The sequence below is a fragment of the Halorubrum sp. B53 genome, from assembly GCF_059752395.1.
In genome coordinates this window covers 8,364-27,985 of record NZ_MWTH01000012.1, presented here as the reverse complement: position 1 = coordinate 27,985, position 19,622 = coordinate 8,364, and the positions used below count along the sequence as shown (strand labels likewise).

The following is a 19,622-nucleotide window of genomic DNA, read 5'->3' as shown; positions in this document are numbered from 1 at the left end:
CTTCGGCACCGCAGGACGGACATAATGGGACTCAGGTGTCTGCTCGGGCACGACTTCGGCGAGCCCGAACTGCGACGCGAGCGCGAGGAGGACGGGGACGAGGTCGTCACGACCGTCACCGAGGTGAAGACCTGCGCTCGCTGTGGCGAGACGCAGGTCGTGAGCGAGAACACCGAGGTCACGACGATGGAGCAACTGGCCGACGAGGCCGCCGCGGGCGCCGAAGGCGCCGAGGCGTCGGGCCCCGACCCGACCGCGACTGGGCCGAACGTCGGCGGCGACCGCGCCGCGGCAGGCGAGGGCGAACCGGGCGTCGGCTCGCCGGTCGACGCGTCGGCAGACGCCGAGCCGGCCCGTACCGACTCGACAGTGGACGCGACCACCGACGGCGACGTCGACGACGCCGTGATCATCGACGACGACCCGACCGCGCCGGGCGACGGCCGGTCCGAAGACGGGGTCGAGGCCGCGAGCGCGGGCGACGGACCCGCGGTCGACGCCGGGGGCGACGGCGCCGCGGCGGACGCGACGGCCGACGAGACCGCCGACGGCGACGACGACGGCGCGGAGCTCCTCGAATCGGGACCGGACGACGAGGCGGGCTCGCTCGGGGGCGGCGAGGAGTACGCGGAGTACCCCGAGGCCGAGTCCGCGGAGTCGCCGGCGGACGACGAGCGGGACGCCGAGACGGACGACGGCGTGATCCTCGACGAGGAGGACGAGCCGGCGGCCGACCGCGAGCGCGGGGCGTGGCCGGAGGTCGACGAGGCGGACGACGCCGGGGCGGAGACGACGCCGTGGCCCGACCAGCGCGGGGAGGACGAGGGGTTCAGCGCGGAGGTCGGCGAGGGCGGCGCGGGCGACGTCGAGTTCGGCGGCGGCCTCACTCCCGAATCGGCCGGTCCGGCCGCGGAAGACGGGGCCGCGGAAGACGGGGACGCCGAGTACGTCGAGGCGCCGGAGCGGGACGCCGACGAGGTCGACGGAACGGTCGAGCCGCGGGACACGGAGGCGGAACCGGCCGACACGGGGACGGGGATCACCCGCGCCGAGAGCCCCGACCTCCAGACGTCGACCTCGGAGGCGGCGACGGAGTACCACTGTCCCGAGTGCGGGATGACCCGCGAGGCCGACGGCAACTCCATGCGGGCGGGCGACATCTGTCCCGAGTGCAAGCGCGGCTACGTCACCGAACGCCCGATCTGATCGGTGCCGGAGGGGTCTCGGAACGGCCTGAAGACCCCGTGACGAAACTGGTTTACGCCCCCCTGTCGAACGGTCGCGGCATGAAGGAGTACAAGATGCGCCGCGGCGAGCATCTGGACGACCGCATGCCCGACCTGAAGGGCTCCATCGAGGAGTACTTCGGCGAGGTCTCCGGCACGGAGGAGTGGCAGGGCCACGAGCTGTACGTCGTCGAGGACCCCGACAACCCGGTCTTCGAGCGGATCGTGGCGGGCGCCGCGGAGTACGGCAGCAAGAAGGACAAGCTCGCGGTCCACTTCGAGGAGCGACCGGCCGAGGACGTCATCGCCGAGGGGAACGCCGACGCCGCCGCCGACGCGGTCGACGCGAAAAACGAGTTCCTGCTGGAGGCGACGGGCCGCGACGCGAAGTCCCGGCGCGACTCGCTGAAGCGCGAGGTCGAGGACGAGGCGCCCGACTACTGAGGCGGATCCGCTCTCTCACGAACCGAGTCCCGTCTCCCCGCAACCCGGACCCCGTCCCCCGCCGCTATTTATACGACGGGTCGTTCTCGCGGACGAGCGCGCCCCGGTCGTCGACCGCGGTGACCGAGCAGTTGTCGGCCGACAGCTCCGTGAGCGACCGCACGACCGAGAGGTCTCGGCGCTCGCCGGCGACGAGCCGGATCGGGTTCACGTGCGTGACGGCGACGACCGTCTCGTCGCGGGCGCGGAAGTCGGCGGCTGCGTCGAGGACGCGCTCGCGGACGGCGAGCCAGCTCTCGCCGCTCTCGGGCGCGCGTTCGGCCGCGTCCCGCCCGTTCTCCAGCAGGTCGAACGCGGGGAAGCGCTCGAAGAAGTCGCCCGAGGCGAGCCCCTGAAAGACGCCAAAGTCGCGCTCGCGGAGCCGCGGGTCGGTCTCGAGCTCGACCCCGGCCGCCGCGGCGATCGGCTCGGCGGTCTCGACGGTCCGCGCGAGGTCGGAGGCGACGACCGCGTCGATAGCGTGGCGCTCCGCGAGCGCGTCGGCGACCCGGTCGGCCTCCGCGCGCCCGCTCTCGGAGAGGCCGACGGGCGCCCACCCCTGTATCCGGCCGAGCTCGTTCCACTCGGTCGTCCCGTGTCTGACGAACAGCGTGTTCACGGCCGAGAGTCGGGAGCGCGCGGCAAGGACCTTTCGTCATTAGGGGGTCCGTCAGCGTTCGAGCGACCGCGTCAGCGCGAAGACGAACAGCGCGATGAGGAACGCCCCGACGAACCCCTCGAGGGTGGCGGCGAGCCGGACCGCCAGGTCGGACTGCTCCGTGCCGCCGCCGAGGATCAGCGCGACGAACGACTCGAGGCTCAGGAGTCCGTACCCGACGAGGCCGCCGTACGGAGGGTCAGGGAGCAACACGGCGAACACCCCCGCGAAGACGAGCACGACGCCGCCGGAGAACGTGAGCACCCTCCCGGGGCGCTCGCCGTAGCCCGAGCTGAGGGCGAACAGCAGGTTTGAGACGTAGTCGAACCCGGCGCCGAGACGCTCCCGAGGCGGGCTCCCGGCGCGGGCCGCCGCCTGATAGACGCGGCGGCGCTGGAGCATCTCGTTCCGGAAGAACCGCGAGGCGGCGTTGGTGTCCCCGACGCGGTTCGCGCCGTTACGCGCGAGCACGTACGTGGTAACCAGCGTCTCGGCGTCCGGGACCTCCGCGTCGACGTCGGCGATGGCGCCGGCGATCGCGCTCTGTAGGTCCCCTCGGACGACCGCGCTTCCGGGGTCGTCAGCGGGGTACGCGTCGGGAGCGGCCCTCCGGAGGACGTCGCGGACCGCGGGGTCGCTGAGAGCGACGACGGCGTCGGGGGTGGAGTCCGTCGTCGACCCGGAGTCCGAGTTCGCCGCCGCGAGACCGCGAACGAGGCCCACCCGACCGCTCTCCCGCGAGTCGAACGGGTCCGGCAGAGCGGATTCACGGAGTGACTCGGACCCTCGGTCGACCGCGGCGAAGTCGGTGTGATCCCCGATGAGGGACGTGACCGCGGCGACGGGATCGTCGGCGTCGAGATCGTCTTCGAAGCCCTCGAACGTCGCTACCGCCGCGAGGAGATCGTCCGCGAGCGCCATCGCGTCCGCGGCCGAGGAGGCAGTCGCGAGGGCGCGGTAGCCGGAACCGTCGATCGCCTCCGAGACCTCGTGGATCCGCCAGTCGGCCGCCTCGAAGGCGTCGCGGTTTCGGCCGAAGACGAACCCGTCGAACGTCGTCTCGACGAGGTGGAGGCGGTCGACGGAGCCGCCGTTCGTCCCGAGTCGGACGTCGCCGAGGGTGGCGTTCCGGAGGTCGTACACGACGGGATCGCTCGCGGTCGGCTGCGAGAGCGAGCCGGCGTCGACGGTCACGTCGCGCAGTCGCACGACCGGGAACTCCTCGTCGACGGGAGACGTCCTGTCGCGGAGCCGCGGCGTGCAGTTCAGTCCGCCCGCGACCGCGGTCCCAGAGAGGTCGAGACAGCCGCCGACGACCGGACCGGGAAGGGTACCGTCCCGCGGCTCCGCGAGGTCCGCGTCGCCGCCGATCCGCCCGTTTCGGACCGAGAGGTTCCCCTCCACGTTCACCGGACCGAGCGTCGTCGACTCGTCGTCGACGCCGCCGAGCCAGAGCGAGTCGTCGAGGTCGACGGCGTCGAGTCGGAGGTCGCCGCCGACGTAGAGGTCGTTCAACAGGAGCGCGCCGCGGCTCCGAAGGTGTTCGAGGACCACGTGCGAGCGCACTTCGGTGAGCCGGAGCGTGAGCTCCGAGGTGTTCGCGTGGTGGCGCTCGCCCCGGAGCGTGAGACCCGGACAGTAGAGTCGCCCCTCGACCGCGCCGTATTTAAATTCGAACCGTCCGTCGACGACGCACTCCGTCGCTTCGACGTCGCCCTTCACGACCGCGTCAGTGAGCACGAGCCGTCCGCCGACGCGCGCGTCGTCGAGCGTCAGCGCGCCGAGAACTGTGTCTCGGAGCAGGCAGTCACCGTCGACGACGCACTCCGTCGCGTCGACGGTCTCGATCCGCGACCCGCCGAGGTCGAGATCCGCCTCGATCCGCGCGTCGCGACAGCTGAACGCTCTGATCCGAGCGCCGCGGAGGTCGAGCGGGAGCGTGTCGCGGCGCTCGATCAGCTCGTCCGAGAGGTCGAGTGTCGGGAGTCGGGCCCCGACGAACCGCTTGCGCTCGCGGGCGAAGCGCCGCTCGTCGAGGTCGACCGCGAACGGGTCGTCTTCCGGCGTCGCGGAGAGGGAGTCGAGGACCTCGGCGGCGGCCTCACCCTCGGAGAGCGCCTCGGGGTCGTGAAACTCGCAGCGGTTGCCGCCGTCGACGGTCTTTCGCGGGCAACGCCAGTCGTCGTCGAGATCGCCGGGAATGGCGGCGGCGGCGGCGGTGTACACGCACCGTGACATGGGCGAAAGAGTCGGACGCGATACATAAACGATCGGCAGTCGGTGCGACCGCCCACCGACGATAGGCTATTGACGGACCGCCGGGTAGGGGAACCGAATGCGCCAGGACCCGATCCCGACCGCGGTCGCCGACCGGCTGTCGGCCGCGGCCCGTCGCCTCCGGGACGCCCGCCGGACCGCGCTCGACCGCGTCGCCGTCGCGGAGACGGAGTGGGAGTACGCGGACCGGACGTGGTCGTGGCCGGCCGGCGAGGCGATGACTTACTTCCGCGAGCTCGCGCCGGGCGAACGCGAGGTCCTCGACGGGCTGATCGCGGATCTGGACGGCCTCGGCGAGGCGGAGAGCGCGGACGGTCCCCGGGCGGACTCGGGAGCCGAGATCGTCGGGATCGGGACGGGCCGCGTCGCCGTCGCGATCCCGGGGTCAGCTCGCGAGGGCGAGTCCGAATCGGCCGATGCCGACCCTCTCGTCGCGAAGCTGGCGCGGTACGGTCCCTCGGCCGAGATGGGCGACGGTCGCCCGCAGAACCGCCGGGAGCGACGGATCTGGTCGGCGGTCGAGTCGCACCCGTTCCTCCCGGTTCTCGACGACGGGTCCGGCGGGGACTGGATCGCCATGCCCCGGGCGGACGTGCCCCCGGACGAGCCCGTGCGGGAGGAGGCGCTCGAGCGCGTGCGGGCCGCCCTGGCGCCGCACCGCGACCGGTTCCACTTCGACGAGCTCAAGCCGGAGAACGTCGGCGCCTACCGCGGTCGGTACTGGATCGTCGACTACGGCCGACCGGCCGGCGACCCGCTGTTCGTCGATCCGCCGGGGGAGCCGTCCGAGACCGACCCGAACGCGAACGACCCGACCGAGACCGACCCGAACGCGAGCGAGAACCCTCAGGATCGATCGCACAAAAGTTAATTCAGAACTGAGTTAAAACTTCGACACTCTTAAGCCGACAGGGCGCGAAGTAGAGGTATGAGCATAGAAACGGTGTTACTGGCGGTCGGAACCGAAGACGAGACGCAAACCGAACAGATCGCGCGGGAGGCGATCGCGGTCGCCGGGCCCACGGGCGCGGAGGTCGTGTTGACCCACGTGTTCACCGACGAGGAGTTCGACGGCATCCGCTCGAAGCTCGGCGTCGACGATTCGAGCGAGGGATCGACCCCGGACGCGGTCGCCGAGCGACACACGACGACGCGGGCGCTCGCGAAGGCCCTCGACGAGGCCGGCGTCGACTACTCGATCCGCGGCGCGGTTGGCGACCACGCCGACGAGGTCGTCGGGGTCGCCTCGGCCGTCGAAGCCGACCGCGTGGTGGTCGGAGGCCGGCGCCGGTCGCCGACCGGCAAGGCCGTCTTCGGCAGCGTCGCGCAGGAGGTCATCCTCTCGTCGCCGTGCCCGGTGACCTTCGTGCGGGACGCCGCCGCCTGAGCGATCGGCGCGCCCTCCCGTCGCCGGTCGCGGCGAATCGACTCGGGAAGCGTCCCGCTTAAGTGATACCGGTTCGCGGTTTTACCCGATGTACTACGTGGGCGTCGACCTCGGGGCGACGAACGTCCGGGCGGTCGTCGGCGACGGCGCGGCGACCATACTCGGCTCCGACACGCGGGGGACTCCCCGCGGTCCGAACGGAATCGCCGTGACCGAGGCCGTGCTCGGCGTCGTCCGCGGCGCGTGCGCCGACGCCGAGATCGACCCGACGGAGGTCGTCGCGGCCGGGATCGGCTCGATCGGTCCGCTCGACCTCGCCGCCGGAGTCGTCCAGGGGCCGGCGAACCTCCCGGACACCGTCGAGCGGATCCCGCTCGTCGGGCCCGTCTCCCAGCTGCTCGACACCGACGAGGTCCACCTCCACAACGACACCATCGCGGGCGTCATCGGCGAGCGGTTCCACTCCGAGCGCAACCCGGACGACATGGTGTACCTCACGATCTCCTCGGGGATCGGCGCGGGGGTCGCCGTCGACGGCAACGTGCTCTCGGGGTGGGACGGCAACGCCGGCGAGGTCGGCCACATGACCGTCGACCCGCACGGCTTCATGACCTGCGGGTGCGGCCACGACGGCCACTGGGAGGGGTACTGCTCCGGCAACAACATCCCGAAGTACGCCCGGGAGCTCCACGCGGAGGACCCGGTCGAGACGGCGCTTCCGATCGAGGACCCCGACTTCTCCGCGGTCGACGTGTTCGAGGCGGCCGGTGAGGACGTCTTCGCCGACCACGTGATCGACCAGGTCGCCCACTGGAACGCCATGGGCGTCGCCAACGTGATCCACGCATACGCCCCGCTCGTGGTAAGCGTCGGCGGCGCGGTCGCGCTCAACAACCCCGAGCGGGTGATCGATCCCGTCCGCGAGAAGCTCTCAGACATGGTGTTCATCAACGTCCCGGAGGTCAGGCTCACCGACTTGGGCGACGAGGTCGTCGTGAAGGGGGCGCTCGCGAGCGCGCTCACCGGCGGCACGGGCGACCGGTCGCGGGCGGAGTCGCCGCCGGAGTGACCGATTTTTAAACTCGCACGGGGTCAATCCTCGAACTCCGTGAGCTCCGGCTCGACGTCGGAGTCGACCGCGTCACGCGTTTCCACGTACGCGTCCCGGTAACGCCAGATCTTCCGGAGGAGGACGTAGCCGAACGCGCCCTGGAACAGGAGGACGAAGAGGAACAGCGTCGGGAGCCGCGGCAGGGGCGTGAGCGCCGGGACCACCGAGGTGACCGGGCCGACGAGGGTGTTGTACAGCCCGTGGATCGCGGCCGCGATGACGAGCCCCTTCACGACGATCGGGCCGCGGTTCTCGGGGTTGAACTTCGCGAGGCCCAGGTAGTAGCCCGCGAACGCCGAGTAGACGACGTGGCCCGGGCCCGCGAGCGCGCGCAGCGCCGTGATCCCGTCGCCCGCGCCGAGGACGGCGATCCCGAGCGTCAGCTCCGACATCTCGACGTTCTGGGCGATGTACACGAGGTTCTCGATGACCGCGAAGCCGAGGCCGGCGATCGCCCCGTACACCGCGCCGTCGACGACGGCGTCGAACCGGTCGTCCGTGTACGCGTACAGCCGGACCGCGAGCAGCTTCACCGACTCCTCGATCGGGCCGACGAACACGAAGAAAAAGAGGACGAGCCCGGGGAACCCGAGCGGAGAGAAGAGGGGCTGCGCGTAGCTGTTGAGCAGCGCGGCGAACGTCGCCGTGAGGATCGACAGCAGGAACGTCGCCACGAGCAGGGAGAGCGGCTCCGCGGTCGTGACGTCGGAGACGTACACGTACGCGGCGAGCCCGAACGCCGGGATCGCCGAGAGACCGACGAGCATCGCGACCGCGGGATCGAAGACGAGGCCGAGGCCGAACGACCCGAGGATGGCGAGGAGCCCGAGGAAGGCGACGAGCACGACCAGCGCCTTCGCCGATCGGGTGATGAGCCAGTACAGCGCGACGGAGAGCCCGTCGAGGGAGGTGCGCTCCTCCCACGTGGCGACGTCGTAGAGGTCGCGGTCGTCGTCGGCGCGCGACTTGACCGGGTCCGACCGTGATGGCATACGGCTCGGTTCGGACCGGCGCGACTTAAGCCGTTGCCGGACGGGACGCGGTCGGCGGACGCCCGCGAACGGGACGCGCCCGCCGCGTCGAGCCGATGGAGTTGAAACCACGGCGCCCGAAGGAAGCGGTATGCACTTCGACCGACGGATCCAGCGAGCGCTCCGGGAGGCGGGGCTCGGCGACGACGCGGTCGCGGCCGCCTCCGATCGCGTCGCCGAGCTGGTCGCCGAGGACGCCGACCGCCTGCGAGAGTTCTTCGCCGCCGACGGCCCGTACTACTCCGACATGGAACTGGCCCACAGCGCGGCCGAGATCGAGGAGCATCCGACCGCCGACGTCGACGTGTTCACTCACGGGACCGACCTCCGCGGGTACCTCTCGCTCGACGGGTGGGGCGTCCCGGTCGAGGGCGGGCGGGTGTTGCGGTCGACCGAACGCGACGACGGGACCGAGCGGCCCGTCCTCGTCGAGCTTTCGCTCGGCGAGACGGTCCACGACCGGGTGCGCTTCGCGCGCGACCCGGAGGAACTGTGACCGCGGCCGTCCGCGTCCGGGGGATCTACGCCACGGCGCTGACGCGGCTCCTGCTCGACGCGGGCCACGAGGTCGTCGACGCGTCGCCGCCGATCCGGCGGCGCTTCGACGCGGAGTTCGGGAACACGCCCCCGGACGCGCGGGTCGAGACGACGGCCGACCGGCAGGGCATCGGGGTCCACGGCGACCCCGAGGCGGTGGCGTCGCTCCGCGATCGCCTCCGCGGCGTCGGCCTCGACGCGCTGGCGTGGAGCGACCCGACGCCGCCCGGGACCGTCCTCGACGGCGAGGTGACCGAGACGCTCGGCGGCGGGGCGGTGGTCCGACTGCGGGTCGGTGGGGCGAGAAGCGACGGCACCGACGACGCCACCGCCGAGGGGTACCTCCCGTACGAGAGCGTCGACGATCGCGTGGAGACGGGGGACGCCGTCCGGGTGCGGGTCGACGAGTCCGCGGCGCCGTGGACGGACCGCCGCCCGGAGCTGGACGGGTCGCTGCGCGCCGGTGGCGGGCTCGTCGCGCTCGAGCCGGGATCGGGGACGCGGGTCGACGTCCGGAACGACGAGGCGGCCCGGGAGCTCTCGGGAATGCTCGACCTGCTGGGGTTAGAGCCGCCGGACGGGTGGCGGGCGGTGTGGAAACCGCCCGCGGTCGACGCCGGGACCGAGGCGCTGGAGGCCGGACTGGAGCGCGCCGTGGCGGCGGCCGAGGGGCTCGACGACGCGGTCGACGCGGCCGGCGGAATCGGCGTCCTCGACGACCCGACGCTCGTCCGCGACGAGCCCGTCGCGTCGCCGAACGCCGGCGTCTGGGTCTGGTTCGGCCGCGAGAGCCGGTTCGCGCTCGACGACCGGCGCCGCGAGGCGACGGCGACGATGCCGGGCCACCACCGGGTGAAAGCGGGGTCGGCGGACGCCTCCGCCGGCGTCGACCTCGCGGAGGCGCTCTGCGACCCCGACCCGGACGCCACGTTCCCGTTCGGGGTCGTGACGGACGCGTTCGGGCCGAGCGAGGGCGACGCGCTCCGGCTCGAACACGGGAAGCCCGACGGCCGGCTGATCACGCTCGGCGAGGGGACGGTCACGGCGGTCGACGCCGACGGCTCGGTCACCGTCGAGCGCGAGATGACCGGCGGCGGCACCTACGACGGGCTCGGCGTGGCGCGCGAGGCGGGCGACGTCGCCGAGACGAGCCTGAAGGAGGGCCGGTGGTGGTACCCGACCACCTACCGCGGCCGCGACGGGACGGTGCGCGGCACCTACGTCAACGTCTGCACCCCGGTCGAGGTGTTCCCGGACGCCGCCCGCTACGTGGACCTCCACGTCGACGTCGTGAAGCGCCCGGACGGTCGGGTCGAGCGCCTCGACGACGACGAGCTGCGGGAGGCGGAGGCGGCCGGCGAGGTACCGGAGCCGCTGGCGGAGAAGGCGCGGAGCGTCGCCGCCGCGCTGGAGAACGCGTTATAAACGAGACGGCGCGTCGGAACGAGAGCAGAAACGGGGGAGTCGGACGGGAACGACGCCCTGATCGAACCGACGGCTTCAGAAGTGGTTCGCGGACTCGGTCTCGTGTTTCAGCTCGCCGCCGCGGCCGCCCTCGACGGTGGAGGCGCCCTGGTCGCCGGAGGAGGCGGTCCGGACGGTAACGTTGTCCACCTCCTCGAAGTCCATGATCAGGTCGCGGCGGATGTTGTCGGCCGTGATGTTCGAGATGCCGCAGCCGGAACAGGTGCCGCCGAGCTCGACGACGACCTCGCCGGTCTCGGGGTCCGCCTCGCGCACGACGCTCGTGCCGCCGTGCATCTGGATGATCGGCATCTGTCCGACCATCCACTCCTCGACTCGGTCCGCGAGGCTCTCGTCGCTCATTACCAACCGTTGGCACCCGAGCCTATGGAAGCTTGCGGTTTCCGAGCAGCCTGAAGAAACGAAACGAACTGTGTCACCGTCGATCCCGCGGGACCGAGGTGACGAAACGACGTTCGGTTGCCCGACGGTTACTCCTCGGAGTCGTCCGCCCGCTCCGACTCGCTCGGGAGGCGAGTCGGGTCGGCGGGGTCGTCGCCGTGCATGGAGTCGTCGCGTTCGAGGAGGTAGAGGAGCGGCCCGAGCGCGACCAACACGAGCACGCCCGGGAGCGGCGCGTCGGGAACGAGCAGGGCGGTGATCAGACCGGCGCCGGACGTGGCGACGACGAGGGCAGCCCACAGCGGCGGGGAGCCGAGGTCGACCCCGACGCGCGCGGCGTCCCGGTAGACGAACGCCGCCGCGAGGGCGGCGAGGAGCGCGACGGCGCCGCCGCCGAGGACCGTGGTGAAAGACATACCGTTCGTTCGGCCGAGACGCGAAAAAGGGTGTCGCGAGCGGGCGGGAGCGGCGGAGCGAAGCGAGGGGGAGGAGAGGAGCGAAGCGAGAGTGAGGGGGGGTGTGAGAGGGAGAGGCGGAGCGGGCGAGGAGAGATAAGGAAAAGGTCGGAACGGCGATCGCGGGTCGGCCGGCCGGACTACGGCGCCTCGCCCGTCTCGATGCTGAACGAGTCGCGGGGGTACGCGACGCAGGTCAGGGTGTAGCCGTCGTCGATCTCGGCCTCCTCGAGCATCTGCTGGTTGTCGTGCTCGACGAAGTCCTCCGAGGGGCCGTCCGCGATGCGGCCGGCACAGGAGACGCACTGGCCCTGGCGGCAGGCGTACGGGAGGTCCCACCCCTCGTCCTCGCCCTGTTCGAGGATGGGCTGGTCGTTCGAGAGCTCGACCGTCTCGCCCTGCTTGACGAACTCGACCTCGAAGTACTCGACCTCGTCCTCGGGGATGTCGCCCGGACCCGAGCTGGCCGCGCTGCCGTCCTCGAGCTCGCCTTCCCCTCCCTCGCCGCCGCCGGCGGGGATCGCGCCGCCGCCACCGCCGCCGCCGATGGCGCGGTTCCCGGGTTCGGGGAAGTCGGTCTCGGGCACCGCCGACGCGCGGCGTTCGAGCACTTCGTCCGAGATATCGGTCGTGGGCTCCCACCCCGTCCCCTTCAGGCTACTGACGAAGACGACGAGCAGCGTCACGATCACCCCGAGAACGATCGCGGGCATGTTCGCGACGTTCGCAATGAGCGGGTTGAGCATACGAACCGATATGAAGAGGTGGCTTAAGGCCGTTTTGATCGGTCCAACCGCGTGAGAGCCCCCGTGTCGGGGGAGTGGAGGGCGCGCCACGCCGCGGAACGGACCATTTATCGGCCGAGCGGTCGAGTGACGCCCATGGAAGTGAAATCGCGACACCACCTCCGGAGCGACGACATCGCGGCGATCCGCGAGGCGGTCGCCGACCACCTCGGCGTCGACATCGACGGCGACACGTTCGAGTTCGTCGAGTTCGTGGACGCGAACTACGAGCTCGTCCTGGTCGACGGCGAGCCGGCCGTCTTCTACGTCGACGACGACGAGCCGTTCCTCACCGTCCGCGGCGCGAACGACTACGAGCCGGAGACCGGGATCGTCACGGTCGACGCGGGCGCGATCTCGTTCGTCTCCGACGGCGCCGACGTGATGCGGCCCGGCATCGTCGAGGCCGACCCGGAGATCCGCGAGGGCGACCTCGTCGTGGTCGCCGAGGAGACCCACGAGAAGGTCCTCGCGGTCGGCCGCGCGCTGGTCGACGGCGACGAGATGGTCGGGGACAGCGGGAAGGTCGTCAACTCCATCCACCACGTCGGCGACGAGCTGTACGAGTTCTCGGCGTAAGCGGGCGCGAGCGGGAGTTTGTTTATAAACAAACGGTGCAGTGGCGCGCGCCTCCGAGCGGCCGTTTTTAAACGGCCGTGAGGAGCGCGTGCGAGGGAGTCGGTGGTCCGAAGCAACGCGGAGGACCACCGACAGGGCGAGAGCGGAGCTCTCGCTTGCAACCGGCGCGTAGCGCCGGTGACGAGGCTGGGGAGGTGAGAGGTGCGGTGCGGTTGTGGTCGGGATGGGACTCAAAGGGGCAGCCGGGAGGACCGCGCAGGCGTTCACGAGAGCAAAGCTCTCGTGAGCCAATCAGAACGCGAAGCGTTCTGATGACGACGTAAGCAGCGTGGCGCGTAGCGCCACGGGCAGCCGGCGGCGGAGCCGCCGGCGACACCGCAGGGAGTGAGCGAAGCGAGCGTGCGCGGTCCTCCCGGCTGGGGCTTTGGAAGTGTTCACCGCGGAGCCATAGGCAATTACTTATAAACGACCGACTGGAACGCCGCCACGATACCCGCTGATATCGTACTAGTCGAACTCGCGATCGCTCCGCGTCATTTAATCGGCTCGCCCGCGACGCACACCGTAATGACCGCGCTTCGGGTGCTGAGCTACAACGTCCGCTACGCCAACCGGGGCGACCACCACGACGCCTGGCACGACCGCCGGGACGCGGTGGGGAGGCTCGTCCGCTTCCACCGCCCGGACGTCGCCGCGTTCCAGGAGCCGCTCCCCGAGCAGCGCCGGGACCTCCGCGAGCGGCTCCCGGCGTACGAGTTCGTCGGGCGGGGGCGAGGGAGGGACGGCAAAGGGGAGGGGTGCCCGATCGCGGTCCGCGCCGACCGCTGGGAGGTCGTCGACGACGACACGTTCTGGCTCTCAGAGACGCCCGACCGACAGTCGGTCGGCTGGGACGCCGCCCACCCGCGGATCGCGACGTGGGCGCGAGTCCGGGCCGTCGACGGCGGCGCGGACGCGCCCGCGGAACTGCTCGTCGTCAACACGCACTTCGACCACGTCAGCGCGGACGCCCGGCGGGGAGCCGCGCGGTTGCTCCGCGAGCGACTCCCCGAACTGGCGAGCGCGGGCGCGAGCGACTCCGCCGGGTCGGCCCCGGTCGCGCTCGTCGGCGATCTGAACTGCACGCCGGGCTCGGACCCGCATCGGATCCTCCTCGGCGACGATCCGGAGGGGGACTCCGGGAGCCCGAGGAACGCGGACGACGACCCGCTCCGGCTCCGCGACGCGGCCGCGGCCGCCGACCTCAGACACGGCCCGCGCACCAGCCTCACCGACTTCTCGCGGCTGATCGACGGCCGGCGGATCGACCACGCGCTCGTCTCGTCCGAGTTCGACGTCGAGGCGTTCGCCACGCTGACCGACCGCGACGACCGCGGCCGGTACCCGTCCGATCACCTGCCGATCCTGACGCGGCTGTCGCTGTAACGTCGAGATCTACTCGTCGTCGGTCTCAGCGTCGGCGCCCTCGTCCATCTCGTCGGCGTACTTCTCTAACACCGTCTCGTAGCCGCGCTTCGCCGTCTCGTACGTCTCGCGGAGGTCGGCCACCGGCGTCTCGCTCGCGTCGACGCGGAGGTCGTTGTAGTACGGGTCGTCGACCTCTTCCTCCGTGTTCCGGACGAGAAGCGCCGCGGACTGGACCTCCAGATCCTCGCGCTTGTCGCCGCCGGCGGCGTGGCCGGCCGCGAGCGCGTCGATCAGCCGCTCCGCGAGCGGGGCGTCACCGTGGGCGGCGGACTCGTAGGCGGCCGCGGTGTCGTCTATCACGTCCTCGCCCGTCAGGAGGTTGCCGGCGACGGTGTAGTTCTCGCCGACGACGTGGCCGTACCAGTCGTTGCACTCGTCGCCCGAGAACGCGAAGGTCTCGTCGGCGTCAACGCCGTGGAGCTGGCGCTGCGGCTTCCCCTCGTCGGCATTTAAAAGCGCCTCCAGCGCGTCGTCGACCGCGAGCCCGTCCCCGAGGTACTCGATCCCCTTCCGCCCGAGTTCGACGTTGACGAGCGACTGGGTCGCTACCGCGCCGTCCGCCGACGCGAACGGACACAGCGTGCCCACCCCCGGCAGCCGGGTGGTCACCGCCACGCCGTAGCGGACTTGGTCGTCGCCGTCGTCGTCGGTGTACCGCTCGCGAACGCAGATGCTGAACGTCACACCGGTCGTGGGAGGGCGACCGGCAAAAGCCCCCGTGCCGGGGGCGACGTTTCCGGTTCCCGCCGTCGACGGGTCGGTCGCAAAATGACCCGTGTGAACTGGCGACACACTTATGAATGAGAATCGGCTGTCATTCGTTTAGGTTCCGTGCGCGGCTAGGCAGCGTGAACGGAGCCTGAGGCAACTATTAGCCTCGAAATCAAGTTCGAGGTCGGTAGAGGAGTGATCCTCCTCGTACTGATTCTCGTCACGCACCTGTGAAAGCGGGTGCTAAGCGATCGAAGGTACGTGACCTGAGGGGTCACGCGACTAGGCAGCGCAGGAGACGATACAGGGTGGTTGGTCTAAAGGTTTTTGTCGAATATCGGATGATTAGCCGTCGCCGTCGGTGCACCGCTCGCGAACGCAGATACCGAACGTCACGCTAGGAGCAAGGGGGCGCGCGGCAGAAGCTCCCACCCTAAGGGCGACGTTTCCGGTCCCCGCCGTCAACGGCTCCGATTCGACGGCCGATCGCTCACACCCTCGTTTTATTCCCGCTACACTCCGATACCGGCCGTTCGAACCGACGAAACCCGCAGAGAGCAGGGAGATCCGCGGTCACGTGTCACGTGTGAACTGCCGACACACTTATCAGTGAGAATCCCTCCCATACATATAGCCTCGGTTACGGGCGAAACGGCGACCCGCGGCGGGTCCCCCTCGACGACAGCGGCGTTCGCGGCTCGATGAGCCGTCGTACCGGCACGGAGAGCCGCGCCGCCGTCGAACGCGGTCCGGCCGTCGAGGACCCTCGCCCGTCCGAGAGACGTGATACGATGACAGAACGACACACGCTCGAACGGCTCAGCGAGGAGTACCGGACGAACGTCCCGGACGACCTCCGGGAGCCCCGCTCGTTCGACTGGTACCTCGACGCGGTGTACGAGGAGCCGCGCATCGCGCGGAACGCCCACCAGCGCGTCGCCGACATGTTCGACCACTACGGCACGCGGTACGACGAGGAGCGCGGGGTCGTCGAGTACGCGCTCGCCGCGGACGACCCCCTCCACGACGGCGAGAACGTCTTCTACGGCCGCGAGGTCCACGAGGCGATCCACGAGTTCGTCAACAAGGTGAAGTCCGGCGCCCGCGGGCTCGGCCCCGAGAAGCGTATCAAGCTCCTCTTGGGCCCCGTCGGCTCCGGCAAGTCGCACTTCGACTGGCTCACGCGCCGGTACTTCGAGGCGTACACCCGCGAGGAGGCCGGCCGGATGTACACCTTCCGGTGGATCAACCTCTGCTCGGTGATCGACGACCAGGACCCGGGCGACGACGCGGTGCGCTCGCCGATGAATCAGGACCCGCTCGTGCTCCTCCCGCGCCCGCAGCGCGAGGCGGTGATCGACGAGATCAACGAGCGACTTGACGCCCCCTACACCCTCCGAAACGACCAGCACCCGGACCCGGCCTCCGAGTTCTATTTAAACGAGCTGCTCGCGCACTACGACGACGACTTACAGCGCGTGCTCGACGAGCACGTCGAGGTCGTCCGGCTCGTGGCCGACGAGAACCGCCGGGAGTGCATCGAGACGTTCGAGCCGAAAGACAAGAAGAACCAAGACGAGACGGAGCTCACCGGCGACGTCAACTACGCGAAGCTCGCCGTCTACGGCGAGTCCGACCCGCGCGCGTTCGACTACGCCGGCGCGTTCTGTAACGCGAACCGCGGGCTCTTCTCCGGCGAGGAGCTGCTCAAACTGCAGCGCGAGTTCCTCTACGACTTCCTCCACGCCTCCCAGGAGTCGACGATCAAGCCGAAGAACAACCCCCGGATCGACATCGACCAGGTGATCGTCGGCCGGACGAACATGCCGGAGTACCGCGAGAAGACCGGCGACGAGAAGATGGAGGCGTTCAACGACCGCACCAAGCGGATCGACTACCCGTACGTGCTGGAGTACGACAGCGAGGCGAAGATCTACGAGAAGATGCTCGCCAACGCCGACGTGCCGAACGTCCACGTCGAGCCGCACGCGCTGGAGATGGCCGGCCTCTTCGGCGTGCTCACGCGGTTAGAGGAGCCCACCGACGAGACGGTGAGCCTCCTCGACAAGGCGAAGGTGTACAACGGCGAGTTAGAGGACGAGGAGATCGACCGCCGGAAGCTCCGGGAGGACGCCGCCGAGGAGGCCGACGTGAGCGAGGGGATGGACGGCGTCTCCGCCCGGTTCATCGGCGACGAGATCGCCGAGGCGATCATGGACGCCACCCACCGCGAGCGCGGATACCTGTCGCCGCTGTCCGTCTTCGACCACTTCGAGGCGAACCTCGGCGGCCACGGCTCCATCGCGGCCGACGACCTCGATCGGTACGAGCGTCTCCTCGAAACCGTCCGCGAGGAGTACCGCGAGCGCGCCATCGAGGACGTCCGACACGCGCTGGCGTACGACGTCGACGAGCTCCGTCGCCAGGGCGAGAAGTACATGGACCACGTGATGGCGTACATCGACGACGACACCGTCGACGACGAGCTCACCGGCCGCGAGACGGAGCCCGACGAGACGTTCATGCGCGCGGTCGAAGAGCAGCTCGACGTCCCCTCGGACCGGAAGGACGACTTCCGCCAGGAGGTGTCGAACTGGGTGTCGCGGCGCGCCCGCGAGGGCCGCGGCTTCGACCCGCAGGAGAACGACCGCCTCCGGCGCGCGTTAGAGCGCAAGCTGTGGGAGGACAAGAAGCACAACATCAACTTCTCCGCGCTGGTCTCCGCGACCGACCTCGACGACGAGGAGCGCAGCGCCTGGGTCGACGCCTTAGTCGACCGGGGCTACTCCGAGGACGGCGCGGCGGAGGTGTTAGAGTACGCGGGCGCCGCCGTCGCCCGCTCGGAGATCGAGGACGGCGGGGGCTGAGATGAGCGAGTCCGACCGGTCCGACGGCGAGGGGTTCGTCCGGGCGGCCGACGAGACCCTGCGGGGCGCGTACGACCCGCCGATGAGCCTCGACGAGTACGTCGACCGCGTGTTGGAGAACCCGGTCGCCGCCGCCTCCGGCGCGCGCTACGTGCTCGCGGCGATCGAGTCCGAGGGCACCCGCGAGGTCCGCGAGCGCGGGGAGCGTCGGGAGCGGTACCGCTTCTTCGACGACCCGTTCAACGACGGCGAACACGCCGTCCTCGGCAACACCGCCGCGCTCAACGCGTTCGTCGACGACCTCCGGGCCGCCGCGGCCGGCCGCGGGAACGACGAGAGCATCGTCTGGATCGACGGCCCCACCGCGACCGGAAAGTCGGAGTTCAAGCGCTGTCTGGTGAACGGGCTCCGCGAGTTCTCGAAGACCGAGGCCGGGCGCCGCTACACCGTCGAGTGGAACGTCACCGGCGCCGGGAGCGGGATCGGTGGGGGCGGGGCGGGCGCCGCGTCGCTCTCGTACGGCGACGGCGGCGACGCCTCCGCGTGGTACCGCAGCCCGGTGCAGGCGCATCCCCTCTCGGTGTTCCCCGAGGACGTTCGGGAGTCGATCGCCGACGCCGTCGACGACGACGCCTACCCGATCGCCGCCGACGTCGACCTCGACCCGTTCAGCCGCGAGGCGTACGACCACCTGGAGTCGGCGTACCGCGACGAGGGGCGCCGGGACCTGTTCTCGGCGATCACCGACCGCGACCACCTCCGCGTGACGAGCTACGTCGTCGACGTCGGCGAGGGGATCGGCGTGCTCCACGCCGAGGACGACGGCACGCCGAAAGAGCGGCTCGTCGGCTCGTGGATGGGCGGCATGCTCCGCGAGCTCGACTCGCGCGGGCGCAAGAACCCGCAGGCGTTCAGCTACGACGGCGTGCTCTCGCAGGGGAACGGCGTCGCCACCGTCGTCGAGGACGCCAGCCAGCACGCCGACCTGCTCCGCCGGCTGCTCAACGTCCCCGACGAGCGCCGCGTGAAGCTCGACAAGGGGATCGGGATGGATCTGGACACCCAGCTGATCGTCATCTCGAACCCGGACCTCGACGCCGAGCTCGACCGCCACGCCGAGCGCGAGGGGGCCGACCCCCTGAAGGCGCTGAAGCGGCGGCTCACCCGCCACGAGTTCCGCTACCTGACGAACCGTCGGCTGGAGGCGGAGCTGCTGCGCCGCGAGGTCGCCGGCGCCCGCGGCGTGCCGACCGTCGACGGGGTCGACGACGGGACGGACGACGAGAGCGAGCGGAACGGCCCCGGCGACCCCGAGCGCGATCCGGACGACGAGCCCGGCGCCGCGGCCCTGACGATCGACGTCCGCGACGACGACGGGACGGTCACCGAGCGCGAGCTCGCGCCCCACGCCGTGGGCGCGGCGGCGCTGTACGCGGTCGTCACGCGGCTCGACACGGAGGACCTCCCGGCCGATTTCGGACTCATCGAGAAGGCGGAGCTGTACGAGACCGGCGAGATCAGGCGCGAGACCGGCGCGGGAGACGACGATCGGATCGCGATCGACGACGTCGACTTCGGCGACGGCGACGGCCGCAACGGGATCCCGGTGACGTACACCCGCGACGTCGTCGCCGACCTGCTGGGGGCCGACGCCGACCGGAGTCACCCGGAGCTCCCGGTCGAGCGGGTGATCACACCGACGGACGTGCTCGACGCGATGGCCGAGCGGCTCTCCGAGGCGCCGCTGTTCTCCCGGTCGGAGGTCGCGGAGTTCGAGAGCCGGAAGGCCCCGGTCGCCGAGCGCGTCCGCGAGCGCCAGCGCGCCGACGTGATCGACGCCGCGCTCGCGGAGGCGACCGTCGCGGAGGAGACGGTGGCCGAGTACGTCGAGCACGTGTACGCGTGGGACGCCGACGAGCCGGTGGAGACGGAGCGCGGTCCGGAGGAGCCCGACGCGCTCGCGATGAAGGTGTTCGAGACGGAGACGCTCGGTCGGTTCGACGAGGACGACTACTACGGGACCGACCCGACGCGGCAGGTGGCCGAGTTCCGCCGCGAGCGCGTGATCCGGGCGCTCACCCGGTACGCGTGGCGGAACCGCGGCGACGAGTTCAGCGTTGACGACGTCGACCTCGGGGAGATCCCGGAGCTGCGCGAGGTGCTCGACGCGAACGACCTCGCC

At 70.8% G+C, this 19,622-nt stretch carries 18 protein-coding genes; 11 read left to right on the top strand and 7 right to left on the bottom strand.

Annotated features, from left to right (window positions below; translation table 11 throughout):
• Nucleotides 1-24: 24 nt before the first annotated feature.
• Together B4V06_RS09405 and B4V06_RS09400 are read left to right on the top strand one after the other, a co-directional pair.
• Complete coding sequence (locus B4V06_RS09405) at nucleotides 25-1,206, top strand: DUF7093 family protein (protein WP_498169416.1); 1,182 nt, start codon at nucleotides 25-27, stop codon at nucleotides 1,204-1,206.
• Nucleotides 1,207-1,286: 80 nt separating this feature from the next.
• Nucleotides 1,287-1,670, top strand: coding sequence for a DUF5611 family protein (locus tag B4V06_RS09400; protein ID WP_123113621.1), 384 nt, complete (start codon nucleotides 1,287-1,289; stop codon nucleotides 1,668-1,670).
• Nucleotides 1,671-1,734: 64 nt separating this feature from the next.
• Here B4V06_RS09400 and B4V06_RS09395 read toward each other — a convergent pair whose 3' ends face one another.
• The gene (locus tag B4V06_RS09395; RefSeq protein WP_123113620.1) at nucleotides 1,735-2,328 is read right to left on the bottom strand and encodes a histidine phosphatase family protein; all 594 of its coding nucleotides are present in this window, start codon (nucleotides 2,326-2,328) and stop codon (nucleotides 1,735-1,737) included.
• A gap of 51 nt (nucleotides 2,329-2,379) precedes the next feature.
• A complete protein-coding gene (locus B4V06_RS09390) occupies nucleotides 2,380-4,605 on the bottom strand; it encodes a hypothetical protein (protein WP_498169413.1) in 2,226 nt (741 codons plus the stop codon).
• A gap of 97 nt (nucleotides 4,606-4,702) precedes the next feature.
• On the opposite strand from B4V06_RS09390, the gene B4V06_RS09385 reads away from it, so the two are divergent.
• The 3 genes from B4V06_RS09385 (at nucleotide 4,703) to B4V06_RS09375 (ending at nucleotide 7,100) form a co-directional block, all read left to right on the top strand.
• The gene (locus B4V06_RS09385) at nucleotides 4,703-5,515 is read left to right on the top strand and encodes a hypothetical protein (RefSeq protein ID WP_123113618.1); all 813 of its coding nucleotides are present in this window, start codon (nucleotides 4,703-4,705) and stop codon (nucleotides 5,513-5,515) included.
• A gap of 57 nt (nucleotides 5,516-5,572) precedes the next feature.
• The gene (locus tag B4V06_RS09380) at nucleotides 5,573-6,031 is read left to right on the top strand and encodes a universal stress protein (protein ID WP_123113617.1); all 459 of its coding nucleotides are present in this window, start codon (nucleotides 5,573-5,575) and stop codon (nucleotides 6,029-6,031) included.
• Nucleotides 6,032-6,119: 88 nt separating this feature from the next.
• On the top strand, nucleotides 6,120-7,100 hold the full coding sequence (locus B4V06_RS09375; RefSeq protein ID WP_123113616.1) for an ROK family protein: 981 nt from the start codon (nucleotides 6,120-6,122) through the stop codon (nucleotides 7,098-7,100).
• A gap of 23 nt (nucleotides 7,101-7,123) precedes the next feature.
• Here the strand turns inward: B4V06_RS09375 and B4V06_RS09370 are convergent, their stop codons facing one another.
• Nucleotides 7,124-8,134 (bottom strand): PrsW family intramembrane metalloprotease, encoded by a 1,011-nt coding sequence (locus B4V06_RS09370; RefSeq protein WP_498169408.1) that lies wholly within the window; start codon nucleotides 8,132-8,134, stop codon nucleotides 7,124-7,126.
• Nucleotides 8,135-8,264: 130 nt separating this feature from the next.
• Here B4V06_RS09370 and B4V06_RS09365 point away from each other — a divergent pair, with 130 nt between their 5' ends.
• Together B4V06_RS09365 and B4V06_RS09360 are read left to right on the top strand one after the other, a co-directional pair.
• Nucleotides 8,265-8,669, top strand: coding sequence for a DUF7532 family protein (locus B4V06_RS09365; protein ID WP_498169405.1), 405 nt, complete (start codon nucleotides 8,265-8,267; stop codon nucleotides 8,667-8,669).
• A complete protein-coding gene (locus B4V06_RS09360; RefSeq protein ID WP_498169403.1) occupies nucleotides 8,666-10,135 on the top strand; it encodes a ribonuclease FAU-1 family protein in 1,470 nt (489 codons plus the stop codon). Before B4V06_RS09365 ends, B4V06_RS09360 begins: the two co-directional genes overlap by 4 nt.
• A gap of 75 nt (nucleotides 10,136-10,210) precedes the next feature.
• Here B4V06_RS09360 and B4V06_RS09355 read toward each other — a convergent pair whose 3' ends face one another.
• From B4V06_RS09355 to B4V06_RS09345, 3 genes are all read right to left on the bottom strand, one after another.
• On the bottom strand, nucleotides 10,211-10,537 hold the full coding sequence (locus tag B4V06_RS09355; protein ID WP_123113612.1) for a NifU family protein: 327 nt from the start codon (nucleotides 10,535-10,537) through the stop codon (nucleotides 10,211-10,213).
• A 128-nt stretch (nucleotides 10,538-10,665) separates the two neighbouring features.
• Nucleotides 10,666-10,992 carry a hypothetical protein gene (locus B4V06_RS09350; RefSeq protein WP_123113611.1) on the bottom strand — a complete coding sequence of 109 codons (327 nt, stop codon included), beginning with the start codon at nucleotides 10,990-10,992 and terminating at the stop codon, nucleotides 10,666-10,668.
• Nucleotides 10,993-11,171: 179 nt separating this feature from the next.
• A complete protein-coding gene (locus B4V06_RS09345) occupies nucleotides 11,172-11,777 on the bottom strand; it encodes a 2Fe-2S iron-sulfur cluster-binding protein (protein ID WP_123113610.1) in 606 nt (201 codons plus the stop codon).
• Between the two features lie 135 nt (nucleotides 11,778-11,912).
• Here B4V06_RS09345 and B4V06_RS09340 point away from each other — a divergent pair, with 135 nt between their 5' ends.
• Both B4V06_RS09340 and B4V06_RS09335 read left to right on the top strand, forming a co-directional pair.
• Nucleotides 11,913-12,395: an RNA-binding protein gene (locus tag B4V06_RS09340; protein ID WP_123113609.1), complete on the top strand. Its 483-nt coding sequence runs from the start codon at nucleotides 11,913-11,915 to the stop codon at nucleotides 12,393-12,395.
• 567 nt (nucleotides 12,396-12,962) lie between these two features.
• Nucleotides 12,963-13,820, top strand: coding sequence for an endonuclease/exonuclease/phosphatase family protein (locus B4V06_RS09335; RefSeq protein ID WP_498169398.1), 858 nt, complete (start codon nucleotides 12,963-12,965; stop codon nucleotides 13,818-13,820).
• Nucleotides 13,821-13,829: 9 nt separating this feature from the next.
• On the opposite strand, the gene B4V06_RS09330 is transcribed toward B4V06_RS09335, so the two are convergent.
• The gene (locus B4V06_RS09330) at nucleotides 13,830-14,546 is read right to left on the bottom strand and encodes a DUF1028 domain-containing protein (RefSeq protein WP_498169396.1); all 717 of its coding nucleotides are present in this window, start codon (nucleotides 14,544-14,546) and stop codon (nucleotides 13,830-13,832) included.
• Nucleotides 14,547-15,364: 818 nt separating this feature from the next.
• Between B4V06_RS09330 and B4V06_RS09325 the strand changes: the two genes are divergently transcribed.
• Nucleotides 15,365-17,440 (top strand): PrkA family serine protein kinase, encoded by a 2,076-nt coding sequence (locus B4V06_RS09325; RefSeq protein ID WP_123113606.1) that lies wholly within the window; start codon nucleotides 15,365-15,367, stop codon nucleotides 17,438-17,440.
• Between the two features lies 1 nt (nucleotide 17,441).
• The coding region (locus B4V06_RS09320) for a kinase anchor protein (RefSeq protein ID WP_498169393.1) at nucleotides 17,442-19,622 on the top strand (2,181 nt) is incomplete at its 3' end.

Bases quoted from the DNA above. Each gene is read 5' to 3' on its own strand.
- B4V06_RS09370 (WP_498169408.1), bottom strand. From the start codon at position 8,134: ATGCCATCACGGTCGGACCCGGTCAAGTCGCGCGCCGACGACGACCGC.
- B4V06_RS09355 (WP_123113612.1), bottom strand. From the start codon at position 10,537: ATGAGCGACGAGAGCCTCGCGGACCGAGTCGAGGAGTGGATGGTCGGA.
- B4V06_RS09345 (WP_123113610.1), bottom strand. From the start codon at position 11,777: ATGCTCAACCCGCTCATTGCGAACGTCGCGAACATGCCCGCGATCGTT.
- B4V06_RS09380 (WP_123113617.1), top strand. From the start codon at position 5,573: ATGAGCATAGAAACGGTGTTACTGGCGGTCGGAACCGAAGACGAGACG.
- B4V06_RS09400 (WP_123113621.1), top strand. From the start codon at position 1,287: ATGAAGGAGTACAAGATGCGCCGCGGCGAGCATCTGGACGACCGCATG.
- B4V06_RS09335 (WP_498169398.1), top strand. From the start codon at position 12,963: ATGACCGCGCTTCGGGTGCTGAGCTACAACGTCCGCTACGCCAACCGG.
- B4V06_RS09390 (WP_498169413.1), bottom strand. From the start codon at position 4,605: ATGTCACGGTGCGTGTACACCGCCGCCGCCGCCGCCATTCCCGGCGAT.
- B4V06_RS09385 (WP_123113618.1), top strand. From the start codon at position 4,703: ATGCGCCAGGACCCGATCCCGACCGCGGTCGCCGACCGGCTGTCGGCC.
- B4V06_RS09325 (WP_123113606.1), top strand. From the start codon at position 15,365: ATGACAGAACGACACACGCTCGAACGGCTCAGCGAGGAGTACCGGACG.
- B4V06_RS09365 (WP_498169405.1), top strand. From the start codon at position 8,265: ATGCACTTCGACCGACGGATCCAGCGAGCGCTCCGGGAGGCGGGGCTC.
- B4V06_RS09340 (WP_123113609.1), top strand. From the start codon at position 11,913: ATGGAAGTGAAATCGCGACACCACCTCCGGAGCGACGACATCGCGGCG.
- B4V06_RS09375 (WP_123113616.1), top strand. From the start codon at position 6,120: ATGTACTACGTGGGCGTCGACCTCGGGGCGACGAACGTCCGGGCGGTC.
- B4V06_RS09350 (WP_123113611.1), bottom strand. From the start codon at position 10,992: ATGTCTTTCACCACGGTCCTCGGCGGCGGCGCCGTCGCGCTCCTCGCC.
- B4V06_RS09405 (WP_498169416.1), top strand. From the start codon at position 25: ATGGGACTCAGGTGTCTGCTCGGGCACGACTTCGGCGAGCCCGAACTG.